We start from the raw sequence: 13124 nt of genomic DNA, 5'->3' as shown, positions 1-13124 counted from the left end.
TTACCAACAAACTAAACTTTATGATGAAAAAACTACCAGAAATTTAGCATCCTACCTTTAAAAAAACCGAAAGCGCGGGAACGCTTCCGGTAGAAATTTGGACAAGCAGCTTGCTTTCGAAACCCAGCTGCTATTTTATTAACCTCATTCAAAAACAAAGGTATGAAATTAACTACCCTTTACAAGCCCGTATGCGCAATACGGAACGTAAGGATTAAATTTTTATTGGTCATGAAATTGACTGTTTTATTACTGTTGGTCGGTGCATTACATATATCCGCCGCCACATTTTCTCAAACCGTAACTATATCTCGTAGAACCACTTCGCTAAAAAATATATTTAAGGAGATTAAGAAACAGACGGGTTACTTCTTTTTTTACAAAGGACAGGTGCTTCAGGGCAAGCCAGAAGTGTTGGTGGAACTGAAGAATGCTTCTTTAAACGAAGCACTGAATGCCACTTTAAAAGGGCAGAACCTTAATTTTAACATCGTTAACAAAACAATTGTAATCAGTAATAAGGAAAGTATTCCTGTTATTCCTGTTGGGGCTGAACTGGTTTCAGCTAAAATAGAAGTGAAAGGAAAGGTTGTTGACAGGGATAACGGCGAATCATTGCCAGGAGTGAGCATATCTATTAAAAATGGAGCAAGTATTGGCATTACAAATGAAAAAGGTGAATTCAAAATCAATGTAGATGAAGGAGCTTTGCTGGTTTTTAGCTATGTAGGTTATGAAGTTCAAGAGGTAAAGGTAACGGGGAATGAACCACTGAATATTAAGCTTGTTTCAAAGCTGACGCAAATGAATGATGTGGTAGTAACCGGATACCAAACGATAAAGAAAGATAACTATACCGGAAATGCAATTACGATATCCGGAGATCAGCTGAGAAGAGTAAATCCACAAAACTTGCTGCAAAGTATCGGAACGTTCGATCCTTCATTTAAACTGATTGATAATAATCTTGCCGGCTCCAACCCTAACAGAATTCCTTCTATCAATGTTAGAGGGGCCTCAGCGTTGCCAAGTGGTGATGGGCAGGTGTTGAGAAGAGACGAAATTCTTGGAACGGCAAACATGCCTGTTTTCATGCTTGACGGATATGAAGTAAGCGTGCAGAAGGTATTTGATCTGGATGTTAACAGGATTGCATCGGTTACCTCATTGAAAGATGCGGCTGCAACAGCAATCTATGGTTCACGCGCAGCCAATGGTGTAATTGTGATTACTACTAAAACGCCCTTAGAGGGGAAATTGCGGGTAGAATACAACTACGAATTGAATCTTACTGCTGCAGATCTAACTGATTATCAGGTTTTAAATGCGGCCGAAAAACTAGATTATGAAGTTCTGGCAGGATTATATAATTCCTCTAAACAGCAGGTACCTCAAGATCAGCTCGATGAAATCTATTACCATAAAAAAGCCAATGTTATTGGTGGAGTGAACAGTTATTGGCTATCGCAACCCCTGCGTAACACCATAGGACATAAGCATGCCGTAAATCTTGATGGTGGTTCACAAGCATTTCGATACAATGTAAACCTTCGCTATCAAACCAGGCCAGGAGCAATGAAAGGATCTGAAAGGGATCAATATTCGGGCGGAATGAGTTTCCAGTATAATGTTAACAAAATTCAATTCAGAAATGAATTATCGGTAACACAAATGGGCGCTGCCGAATCTCCCTATGGTGATTTTTCTATGTATGTACGGATGAATCCTTATTACCCATTGAAAGATGCTAATGGTATGGTTATGAGGATTTCAGATATATATGAAAAACAAGATCGATCAAGAGAATATGTTTTTAATCCGCTGTATGATGCCGGTTTAAGCAGTTTCAATAAATCTAAATACACCGAAGTGATTGATAACCTCTCTGCAGATTTAGAGGTGGCAAATAATCTTAGATTAAGGGCTCAGATGAGCGTAACCACCCGATCAAACTCAGATGATGTTTTTACCTCTCCTCAGGCAAATAGATATTACCTGTACGCAACAGATAAAATAGATGAAAAGGGAGAGTACATGAACAGGGAAATGAAAGAAACCTATTGGGATGGTAATATTAGATTAACATGGTTAAAGCAGATCGGTGACAATTATTTTAATGCGTTAGCAGGTGTAAACGCCCGTACAGAGCTGCGCGATCAAAAAGAGTTTACTGCTATTGGATTTGCGAATGACCGTTTTACCAGCATAGGATTTGCCAAGGGCTATGCAGAAGATGGAAAACCTCAAAGCAGACTCGAAAAAGCAAGACTTCTTGGCTCTTTCGTTACGATGAACTACTCGTATAAAAATCGCTATCTTATGGATGGAACCGTTCGTATTGATGGTTCTTCAAAATTCGGAGTGAACAACAGGCTGGCTCCTTTCTGGTCGTTCGGGTTAGGATGGAATGCACATCAGGAGAAATTTCTGCAGGATAATAATGTGATTAGCCAACTTAGAATAAAGGCCTCCACGGGCCTTACAGGTTCGGTAGAGTTTGATCCTTATTTATCCAGAACCATTTATAGATATAATACCGGAAACTGGTATTCATCGGGTATTGGCGCCCATGTAAACAGTTACGGCAATGACAACCTTTCGTGGCAAAAAACAAGGATGACGGATATTGGTATTGACATCGGGCTGTTTAAAGATCGTGTATTGATTACTCCGAGAGTATATAAGAAATTTACCAAAGATATTTTGGCCGATATTACCCTGCCTCCATCAACAGGATTTCTATCTTATAAAGAAAACCTTGGAGATATGGAGAACAAAGGAGCTGAACTGGGGCTAACAGTAGATGCAGTAAGAAGCAAAGACTGGTCGGTGAATCTGAATGCAAACTTGGTTACCAACAAAAACAAAGTGGTAAGAATTTCAAATGCATTAAAAAAATACAATGATAAGGCAGATGAACTGCAGTCGGTGAAACCAGGAGATGGTGGTTACAGGGGCATTCCTTTACTTAGGTTTAGCGAAGGTCAACCTTTCAATGCCATTTATGGCGTGCGCTCATTAGGCATAGATCCGGAAAACGGACGTGAACTATACCTCAAAAAAGATGGTACACTTACGTATGATTACGATAAGAGAGACTATGTTGTAATTGGCGATCCAAATCCTAAAGTGAGCGGCTACTTTGGCGGAACGGTTAACTATAAAAGATTTAGCCTTTATGTACAGTTCCAGACTTTTTTCGGGGGCGACAAATATAACCTGACGCTGGTAGAACGTGTTGAAAATGCTGATCCAAAATATAATGTTGACAGACGCGTGTTCGAAGAAAAATGGAAGCAATCTGGCGACCTCTCTTTTTATAAAAATATAGCAGACAATGGTGAGACTGATGTAAGTTCGAGATTTATACAGCCTGATAATCTGATCAATCTTCAATCGCTTAACCTTTCCTATGATATGAATAAAAAAATCGCCTCTAGATTAGCGATGTCGAGCCTTATGTTTCAGGTAACAGCCAATGATCTGGTGCGTTGGTCATCAGTAAAAGAAGAAAGGGGAATTAATTATCCATTTACAAGGAGTTTGACCTTTTCAATCAGAGCCGCTTTCTAAGCGATATTAATTAACAGATTTAAAATATAAAAACATGAATATTAGATTGTTAATCTGCCTCATCTTAGTAACAGGACTATTTAGCTCCTGCAAGAAATGGCTGGAAGTTGAGCCGGAATCAGAAATAGCCGCTCCAATTTTATTCAGTACCGAAAATGGCTTTATGGAGGCAATAAATGGAGTATATAACCGCAGTACAGAATCAGATCTGTATGGTAAAGAACTTACATTTGGTACAACAGAAGTACTGGCCCAAAACTTTTCTATGCGTGAAGACGGACAGGATTACAGGCAAACCTCACTGTACAATTATAAACATGGAGAGTTTATCAAACGTAAGGATAAAATATGGGCTGGCTTATATAACGGAATTGTAAACTGTAATCTGATCCTGGAGAATGTGGATGCAAAAAAGAACATTTTTAGCGGTTCCAATTACGCCATCATTAAAGGAGAAGCACTTGCATTAAGGGCGTATTTACATTTCGACCTGTTGCGCCTTTTTGCTCCTTCTTATTTGAGAAATCCCTCTGCCAAAGGAATTCCCTATGCAAACAAATACACCAAGGATGTTACGCCTCTTTCTACAGTGTCAGAAACCATCGATCTGATCGTCAAAGATTTGGAAGAAGCAAAACAACTATTAGTTGTCGATCCGATTCGAAGTGCCGGTTATATTGTAAACTATCCCTTAGTTACCGATACGCTGAAAAATACAGAACAGAAGAGCCCAAGTCTTTTTTTGCAGAACAGAAGGCATCGCCTGAATTATTATGCTGTATGCGGAACGCTTGCCAGAGTTTACCTTTATAAAAATGATAAGGTTAAAGCCTTATTTAATGCTAAAGAAGTAATCGACTCAAAAAAATTCCCCTGGACTGCAAAAAGTGATTTTGAGGCATTTGAAGATTCCAAAAAAGACCGTATCCTTTATAAAGAACTTGTTTTTGGATGGTACATACCGGGAGCTGCAAAAGACATCAAAGAAAATTGGTTTCAAAGTGGTACCAGAGGTTTTTATTTGATTGAGGATGCCGCTGATTATATTTATGAAAAGGCAACAGCCGGAGCAAGTGATTCTCGTTATAAATACTGGTTATCCGCTACCTCCAACCAATCATCGAGATCTTATGACATTGTTAAATACCGCAGAAATCCCTTAAGCACTGAGGCAAATGCAAATCTACATTATCTGATGGCCCCTGCAATCAGGCTTAGTGAGATGTATTACATCGCTGCCGAGTGTACATATGCAACCAATCCTGCTGATGCAGTCAATTATCTTAAACAGGTTCGTGAAGCGAGACAGATAGGCGATCCTTTGACCATAAATAACGAAGAAGATTTATTAAAAGAACTGCTTAAAGATGCACGTAAGGAATGGTTGGCAGAAGGACAATTGTTCTATATGTACAAACGGCTTAACAGAGGCATCGTAGGACAAACCGGTGTAATCATTCCTGCTTCCGATAACATTTTTGTACTTCCTCTTCCTAACGATGAGATTGTTTATGGTGGCAGATAAAACAATTTGAAATCCTATTAATAGTAAATTATGAAAGTATATATATTAATATTCGCAATCATCTGTCTTGTTTCCTGCAAGAAAGCAGAAGAAATGCGTTTTGATCACAGTGCTAATGTCTATTTCGATATTTATAATGCTGATAAAGACAGTATAGTAAGAACCTTTGCCTATAATCCTACACTGGCTCAGGATACCGTATGGCTACCGGTACGTTTATCCGGAATCAGAACCGATGCAGAGCGGAAATTTAGTGCACGGGTAGACACTGATTCTTCTACCGCCACTCCCGGAGTTCATTATGAAGCTTTGAAAGCTCAATATTCAATCCTTCCAAATAGAGGAATAGGATACATTCCGGTGGTCATTTATAACAAGGATAAGGAACTTGAAAACCGGTCGGTTTCGATCCTGATCAAATTAACCGGCACACCAGATCTGGGTATCGAAATCCCTTATATGATCAGGGCGAAAGTGGTATTCTCCTCCAAACTGGAAAAACCAGATTGGTGGGATACCTGGCCTCTTCCTCCTTATTCGAGAACCAAGCACGAGTTGTTTCTTCTGGTAACCGGACAGACCTCTCTGACTACCGACGGACTGGATGCACCAAAAAACCTTTACTATGTGGGTTTATTAACCACTATGCTAAACAATCCATTTAATTGGGTAACTCAAAATGTAGCAAAAGGGTATGTGATTGAAGAGGTAACCGCGGGCAATACCGATAGCTATTATTTCTACAATAAAAGTAATCCGGCGAAAAAAACGCTTCTGAGAAAAAACATACAGAATGGTAAATATTATTTTATAGATGAAAACGGCAATGAGGTCATTTAAATATAGAAACATGAATATTAAAAAATTAATCTTGTTAATAGTTGGTGTGGTTTCTCTCGCTGCATGCCATAAAGATCTGGGCAATTATGACATCAATCTGCCCATTGAGCCTAAATTGTCTAATCTCGATTCCGTGTACACTGCAAGCGTGGGCGATAGTTTGATCATCAAACCAAAAATAGAAGGTGCCGATGCTGCAAATATAGAACTTCAATGGAGAATCAGTGTAATAGAAGGCAATGACGTTCTATATACCGGACCCGCTTTAAGGATCATATTCGGTTTGCAGGCTAAAAGATACGCTGCCCGTCTTACGGTTTTCAACAAAGCGAATGGAATGAAATATTTCCATAAATTTTATATAGACGGCGGAACCGAATTTGCCAGCGGAACAACGGTGTTAAGCGTTGAAAATGGAATAACACAGTTTTCATTTGTAAAACCAGATGGTAGTGTGCAAGCACGTTTGTACAGGGTAATGCAGGGGAAAGATTTGCCTGCAAACCCCACAAATTTATTTTTGCTTAAGAATACATTTACGGGCGGTACGTTATTGGGCTATTGGATTATTACAAAAAATGGCGGAATCAGGCTGGAACCAAATACCATGCAGGAAGATCCAAAATATCCAAATACACTAAAAGAAAACTTCTTTACGCAGCCAAATGATCTTGAAGTTGGTTCACTTATCTCTCATCCCCAGGGGGTAATGATGGGGGTTGTAAATGGTAAATTTTATGGCGGAACAACAAGTACCTGGGATCAGGCTGCTACTTATGGAATGTTTGGTTTACCTGCTGAGGGTGACTATGAACTGGCTCCGTCTTTTGTGATGGCCTTTACACAATCGGCTACTTATTTTATTGGTTTCGACCGAAACAGAAAGCAATTTGTCCGAATTAATCTTTACGGAGCTCCTGTTTATTTTGGTACCCAGTACTCAGTTACCACAACAAATGCTTTCGATCCTATAAATGTAGGTATGGACCTTGTTCATTTGGAGCAACTTAATAATGCAGATTGTTTTGCCTATTGTAAAGGAACCGATGGTAAGATTTATGAATTAAAGTTCAATGTTGAGTTTAACGGCCCATTTACCTTTACACCTCAACATAAACGTTCTTTTGTGCGCCAGGAGTTAATTAATGAAAATACAAAATGGCGCGGTGCTAAAAATGGGGTAATCTATATTGCCAATGGCAGTAGGGTTTATCGATACAACCCTGTAAATGAAGAACTGAGAGAATTGGCCACTAGCTTTAGCGGAAAAACGATTACCATGTTAAAACTTACCGAAAATGAAGAAACGCTGATGGTAGGAACAGAAGAAACTGTTTCATTTCTAAATATAACTACCGGAATGAATGGTATACTAATTAAGAAGATTGAAGGAATTCCGGGCGTTCCTGTAGATATAGCCATCAGATAAGTTAAACTAAAATAACAATATGAACCATCCATGATGAAGTTAATTATTAAACACCGAAATAATTATTTAACCATGGTAAGCTCCATTTGATTATGGAGAAAATGAAAAATAAACAAATGAAAATAAAGCTTTTAATCTTCGCTGCACTGGCTCCTGTCATCGTAGCGGCACAAACCCCCAATTTTACCATAACAGGTAAAATTGGGAACTTAAACAAACCCGCCAAGATCTATTTAGACTATACTTCAGAAGGTAAAGGCGGTTCCGATTCATGTGAACTGGTAAATGGTGCATTTAAATTCAGCGGTAATATTACCGGCTATGCCTCCTCACGCATCACCTTATCGAGAGAAGGTATTCGTGACAAGGAAATTTATGGCACTAAAGGATTGGGTGATGTTATTTATGTCAATTTTGGTCCTGAAAACATCCGGATCAACTCTGCAGATTCCTTATACAATGCAAAATGGACAGGTTCTAAGGTTTACAATGAAATGAAAGCTTTTGAAAAACTGGTGGGACCAACTGTAATGACAGTGCACCATAACGCCAATGTGACCATAAACAGGGCCACACCAGAACAGCAGAATGATACACTTTATTTTAAAGCACTCGACAAGCAGGTACAGGCTTTCAGAAAATCGAGAGGCGAAAAAATGCTGGAATTTGCGAAAACTAATCCAAACTCTTATTTCGCATTGCAGAGTTTATCAGAGCTGGTAAGTGGCTATTCCACAAAATCTGACATCGCATTACCCATATTCAACAATCTGAGTGAAAAACTACGCTTATCTTATGGAGGACAAGGACTTTATAAGCTTTTAAATGCCCATACCGTAACAGCATTGGGTGCTGCTGCTCCTAATTTTACCCAAAATGATGTCAATGGTAAACCGGTTTCTCTTTCAGATTTTAAAGGGAAGTATGTGTTGATAGAGTTTTGGGCAAGCTGGTGTTCGCCATGCCGCGCCGAGAGCCCTAATCTTTTGAAACAATATGCAGCTTATAAAGATAAGGGTTTTGAAATACTCGGCGTTTCAGTTGATGGAGATAAGGCCAAATGGGTAGATGCTATTAAAAAGGATGGATTAACATGGACTCAGATTTCCGATCTTAAAGGATGGGACAATGAAGCACGTAAAGTGTATGGCATATCAGGCGTGCCCGCAAATTTTCTGATAAGCCCTGAGGGTAAAATAATAGGCTCGCACCTGATGGGTGAGGTTTTAAATAAAAAGCTGGCCGAACTGCTAAATTAACTGAGAAAATACGTTAAATAAAGCCTACATCATAAAACCCGTTGTTGTTCAGCTCAGCACAAGCATGGCGTTTGAAGTTGAAATTTGCAAACCCAGTGCTTTTTAACATTAACAGAAATATTAATTGTTGACTTTGAGTAGTCAATTATAAACTTTTTATAGATGAAAATTAGATTTTTAATCCTTATTGTATTGTTGCCGTTTTTAGCTTTGGCACAGGCTCCAAATTTTAGTTTAACAGGTAAAATAGGCACACTGGGCACTCCGGCAATGGCTTATATCGATTACATGGATAATGGTGTGAGTCACGAAGATTCTGTAGCCCTTGTTAATGGAAGTTTTAAGTTTGCCGGGCATATTTCCGGCAATGCCTATGCCCGTATGGCACTTGATCATACTGGTGGCGGTAAAGGTAAGGCGGTTTATACCGGAGATGTGATTTATTTTTATTTTGGTAAGGAGCAAATTAACATCACTTCAAAAGATTCCTTAGAAAATGCTGTTTTCAGTGGCTCAAAAGTTTATCAGGAATATGATGCCTATAATAAAGCTATAGGAGGTACCATTATGGCCCTGACCAAGGCGGTTAATATCGATTTTAATCGTGGTACACCAGAACAGCAAAAAGATACCGCTTACATAAAAGCAGTAGATACAAGATACCGGAAAAACATCCAGAACAGAACAGATAAGCAGTTTCAATTTGCAAAAGAACACCCAACTTCTTACTTCGCGCTGGTGGCACTATCAGAAGCAGCCGGAAGTAAGGTAGATGTAGCCAAAGTTCAACCCCTTTTTAATGCTTTGAACAAAGCGTACCGCGAAACCGACATGGGTAAAGAACTGGCGCAGCGCATTGCTGCAAGTGAAATTACTGCTGTTGGAAATGTAGCACCACTTTTTACCCAGAACAACGTGGTAGGTAAGCCAGTTTCATTAGCCGGTTTAAAGGGAAAAGTTGTACTGGTTGAATTTTGGGCAAGCTGGTGCGGACCATGCAGGGCAGAAAATCCAAATCTTGTAAAGCAGTATGAAACTTATAAAGATAAAGGCTTCGAAATTATTTCTGTTTCATTAGATAATGTTAAAGAGCGTTGGCTGGAAGCAATTGAAAAAGATGGTTTGGACTGGATCCATATATCTGATTTAAAAGGTTGGAACAACGAGGTAGGTCGTTTATATGGTGTAAGGGCTGTTCCGGCAAGCTTTTTAGTTGATACGGACGGGAAAATCATCGCAAATGGATTAAGAGGCGAGCCATTGAACAAAAAACTAGCAGAGATCTTTAATAATTAACGTCACATCTACCTAACTCCTGGCATGTCGGTTTTAACCGGCATGTCTTTTTTACATGATTCCAATAAACATGAATAGATATTTTAGGCTGACCATTTTGATCCTGGCATTCCTTTGTTCAAAAGTCTTCGCACAAGATAAGGTAATAAGAAAGATAGAAACCATCGTTTCAGCAGCCGTTAAAAAAGCTTATCCGGCAAGTGTCCGTATCTGGGGCTTTGATGTGCAGCAGAACCAAAGAACCAGTGGCCAGTTTAGTGGGGTAGTGGTTAGTGCAGATGGATATATCCTCACGGCTGCACACACGATTCAACCGGGTAAAAATTATAAGGTGTTTTTCCCTGATGGGCGCGAATGTATTGCGATGGCTTTGGGTAAAATAGAAAACAGAGAAACCCCAGGTATTCCAGATGTGGGTATGATGAAAATTACCGATAGCGGAACCTGGCCTTTTGCAGAGATGGGTTACTCTGCCAGTTTGATTAAAAATGAACCTTGCATTAGCATTTCCTATCCGGAAAGCTTAAATCAAACTTTGCCAACTTTAAGATTGGGCAATGTGGCTGAGGTAAAAAACGAATATGGTTTTATCCGCTCAACCTGCAAAATGGAGCCTGGCGATTCCGGTGGCCCATTGTTTGATTATTACGGTCGTGTTATTGGATTACATAGTGCCATTGATGTTTCAGAAGAAATGAATTTTGAAATTCCTGTTGATCTTTACCGTCGCTATTGGACAGCCTTAAACAGCGAAACGCTTTATACAGCTTTTCCAGAAAAAATGGATATTGTTGAAGTGGATCCTTTGCTGCCGGTAATCCAAAAAAAAAACAAACAAAAAGCTTTGCATCCGGATTTTGATGTGCCCGATATTAAAAGCAGCTGCCTTTTGATCAAAAGTATTATAAAAGGGAAAACTCAGGAAATAGAAGCAACTTTACTGAACGTCAAAACGGCTGCCGGGAATAAAAAACAGTTTTTGTTTAGTAAGGACACCATGGTTGGTGAAAACGTACAATGTTATAACAATGGATCGGTTGTTCCGCTCAAGCTGGTGGGAAGAGATCAGGATAACGACCTGGTTTTGTTTGAGGCCATGGAGAAACAACCAGGAGGCATTAATTTAGATTTCTCTGCCGGTGATACAGCTAAAATAGAAATGGGAAGGTTTTTATGTACCGTTTCGCATGACGGTAAGCAGGTTCGCAGCGTTTTATCTAGTGCGGTATTTAGTTTACCTAAAATCAGCAGTCAGCCCTATTTAGGTGCAATGGTGGTTTACAACTCCAGCCCTGTTCAGTTTTCATTAATTAAAGAGGGAAGTCCGGCTGAAAAAGCAGGTATTAAAGTTGGCGATGAACTGATCAGTATCAATGGAAAACGTATCGAAAAAGCAAGTGAGTTTGCGCCTGAAATAATGAAGTATTGGGCAGGCGATGAAGTCAGTTTTGAATGGACAAATCCTGCCGGTAAAATGGACAAATCTTTTAGGCTCGACGGACGGGTACAGCCGGCTTTTAATCATCCTGCAGAGAAATTTCAGGGTGGAAAATCAGAACGGAGAGATGGTTTTAATACTGTTTTTGCCCACGATGCTGCCATTAAGGCCGATGCATGTGGTTCACCGGTTTTTGATTGGGAAGGCGGTTTTTATGGGATGAATATTGCAAGGTTCAGCAGGACTGCTACTATAACCATTCCTAAAACTGTTCTTATCAAATCGCTCATAAAGTTGCTTGATTACACAGGGCAACCTGAATAAAAGACAAAAAATAGTGATGAAGTTGTTTTATATATTTCTATTAAGGTCAGCAAAACAATCAGTTGCTTAAAATTTTACAACTTCTACGCGTAAAATTGTAAACCCGATTGTGCAGCAAATTTTACATCAGCCAAAAAGTATAAACTTAATTTTGATGTTTATTCATTCATGATGAGAAACATCTATTATTCAATCGTAATTATTTTGATCACGCTCACAACCTGCATCACTTACAATGCCTTAGCACAGGGTTCGATTGATAATTTTAATCATCAGGAATTTGCCATCAATGAAAAGATTGATGGTAACCAAATAATTGAAGTATTGTTTAAAGAGCGTTATCTTTTTAATAAGAATCTAATCAGACACTCAAACCGTATTGCTCAGTTGCCCCAAACAAGGTTTATTCTTAAAGGAAACCAGTCGGTTATAACCTTTGATGGTCATGATTATCTATTTAATAACGGGCAAATTGTAGAGATTAAAGGTGTTCAGCTTTCCAAAGCGGCTTTGACCGCGATAACAGAGAGAATAACCTTATTAGATCGCATCCAAAAAGATTGTTCAGAAAGTGTGAATGCAGAATACAATAGAGAAAATCGAGATCTGCAATATATTAAAGCCATTGATCGTCAGTATTTTTCTGCACTTAAACAATTATCTTCAATAACCGCTAACATTGCCGCAAAAGCCAGAAAACCAAATGCTTCTATAACTATTGAAATGGCAATGGCTCAAATTAATATTCCTGATGTAAGTGTTAACCATAACAAAGAAAATGAACTGGATTTAACCATAAATGATATAAAATAATCAACCGAAAAAAAATAAAAAGCCTGAAAGGGTTTTTTTAATTTCAAAGCATTATTTTTACGGCAATTATGGAAAACGACAAAAAAGAAATATTCGATAGCGTTGCACAACGTTTAAAAATTGAAGGTTTTAATGTAGTAAACCGCGATGAAACTCGTCCTTGGGGTGGTTTCTTTGTTATTGATGAGGCACAGGCTCAGCAATTTGCCGATACTTATTTTGATGGATTAGATGTTGAAAGCTTAAAAATTGGTGGCAAATTAAGCCCTAAGATTTTAATTGTTGCCCCAAATACTCGTCTTTCCTGGCAATACCATCATCGCAGAGCCGAAATTTGGCAAGTGGTTACCGGAACTGTTGGTATTAAAACCAGCGAAACTGATGAGGAAGGTGAATTGAAAAAATATGAACCAAAAGATCAGATCAAATTACAACAAGGAGAACGCCACCGTTTAATCGGTTTGGATGATTGGGGTGTTGTTGCAGAAATCTGGCAACATACAGATGCTTCCAATCCATCAGATGAAAGCGATATCGTAAGAGTTCAAGACGATTTCGGCAGATAATAATATTTCTTGATTCCTGTTTTGATGAACAGGAATCTTCTTATTCTAACATTCCCAATTA

At 38.9% G+C, this 13124-nt stretch carries 9 protein-coding genes; all 9 read left to right on the top strand.

Features of this window, described 5'->3' with window-relative positions; all coding sequences use genetic code 11:
- Positions 1–231: 231 nt before the first annotated feature.
- The 9 genes from DU508_RS18555 (at position 232) to DU508_RS18515 (ending at position 13063) form a co-directional block, all read left to right on the top strand.
- Positions 232–3573, top strand: a complete 3342-nt coding sequence (locus tag DU508_RS18555; RefSeq protein ID WP_115404263.1) for a SusC/RagA family TonB-linked outer membrane protein — start codon at positions 232–234, stop codon at positions 3571–3573.
- Between the two features lie 34 nt (positions 3574–3607).
- Positions 3608–5098: a RagB/SusD family nutrient uptake outer membrane protein gene (locus tag DU508_RS18550; RefSeq protein ID WP_115404262.1), complete on the top strand. Its 1491-nt coding sequence runs from the start codon at positions 3608–3610 to the stop codon at positions 5096–5098.
- A gap of 30 nt (positions 5099–5128) precedes the next feature.
- Positions 5129–5938 (top strand): DUF4843 domain-containing protein, encoded by an 810-nt coding sequence (locus DU508_RS18545; RefSeq protein WP_115404261.1) that lies wholly within the window; start codon positions 5129–5131, stop codon positions 5936–5938.
- 10 nt (positions 5939–5948) lie between these two features.
- Positions 5949–7367, top strand: coding sequence for a PKD-like family lipoprotein (locus DU508_RS18540; RefSeq protein WP_158542208.1), 1419 nt, complete (start codon positions 5949–5951; stop codon positions 7365–7367).
- A gap of 116 nt (positions 7368–7483) precedes the next feature.
- Positions 7484–8626 (top strand): AhpC/TSA family protein, encoded by a 1143-nt coding sequence (locus DU508_RS18535; RefSeq protein WP_115404297.1) that lies wholly within the window; start codon positions 7484–7486, stop codon positions 8624–8626.
- Between the two features lie 162 nt (positions 8627–8788).
- Positions 8789–9922 carry a TlpA disulfide reductase family protein gene (locus tag DU508_RS18530; protein WP_115404259.1) on the top strand — a complete coding sequence of 378 codons (1134 nt, stop codon included), beginning with the start codon at positions 8789–8791 and terminating at the stop codon, positions 9920–9922.
- A gap of 70 nt (positions 9923–9992) precedes the next feature.
- Complete coding sequence (locus tag DU508_RS18525) at positions 9993–11684, top strand: trypsin-like peptidase domain-containing protein (protein WP_158542207.1); 1692 nt, start codon at positions 9993–9995, stop codon at positions 11682–11684.
- 168 nt (positions 11685–11852) lie between these two features.
- The gene (locus DU508_RS18520) at positions 11853–12497 is read left to right on the top strand and encodes a hypothetical protein (RefSeq protein ID WP_147273663.1); all 645 of its coding nucleotides are present in this window, start codon (positions 11853–11855) and stop codon (positions 12495–12497) included.
- 68 nt (positions 12498–12565) lie between these two features.
- Positions 12566–13063 (top strand): cupin domain-containing protein, encoded by a 498-nt coding sequence (locus DU508_RS18515; protein ID WP_115404256.1) that lies wholly within the window; start codon positions 12566–12568, stop codon positions 13061–13063.
- Positions 13064–13124 lie beyond the last annotated feature (61 nt).

Origin of the sequence: Pedobacter chinensis (assembly GCF_003339865.1) — a bacterium.
Classification (GTDB): Bacteria; Bacteroidota; Bacteroidia; order Sphingobacteriales; family Sphingobacteriaceae; genus Pedobacter; species Pedobacter chinensis.
The sequence above is the reverse complement of the archived record's forward strand: the minus strand, read 5'-3'. Positions and strand labels throughout refer to the sequence as shown.

Excerpts from the sequence above, each read along its gene's own strand:
- DU508_RS18555 (WP_115404263.1), top strand. The coding sequence starts at position 232 with ATGAAATTGACTGTTTTATTACTGTTGGTCGGTGCATTACATATATCC.
- DU508_RS18550 (WP_115404262.1), top strand. The coding sequence starts at position 3,608 with ATGAATATTAGATTGTTAATCTGCCTCATCTTAGTAACAGGACTATTT.
- DU508_RS18545 (WP_115404261.1), top strand. The coding sequence starts at position 5,129 with ATGAAAGTATATATATTAATATTCGCAATCATCTGTCTTGTTTCCTGC.
- DU508_RS18540 (WP_158542208.1), top strand. The coding sequence starts at position 5,949 with ATGAATATTAAAAAATTAATCTTGTTAATAGTTGGTGTGGTTTCTCTC.
- DU508_RS18535 (WP_115404297.1), top strand. The coding sequence starts at position 7,484 with ATGAAAATAAAGCTTTTAATCTTCGCTGCACTGGCTCCTGTCATCGTA.
- DU508_RS18530 (WP_115404259.1), top strand. The coding sequence starts at position 8,789 with ATGAAAATTAGATTTTTAATCCTTATTGTATTGTTGCCGTTTTTAGCT.
- DU508_RS18525 (WP_158542207.1), top strand. The coding sequence starts at position 9,993 with ATGAATAGATATTTTAGGCTGACCATTTTGATCCTGGCATTCCTTTGT.
- DU508_RS18520 (WP_147273663.1), top strand. The coding sequence starts at position 11,853 with ATGATGAGAAACATCTATTATTCAATCGTAATTATTTTGATCACGCTC.
- DU508_RS18515 (WP_115404256.1), top strand. The coding sequence starts at position 12,566 with ATGGAAAACGACAAAAAAGAAATATTCGATAGCGTTGCACAACGTTTA.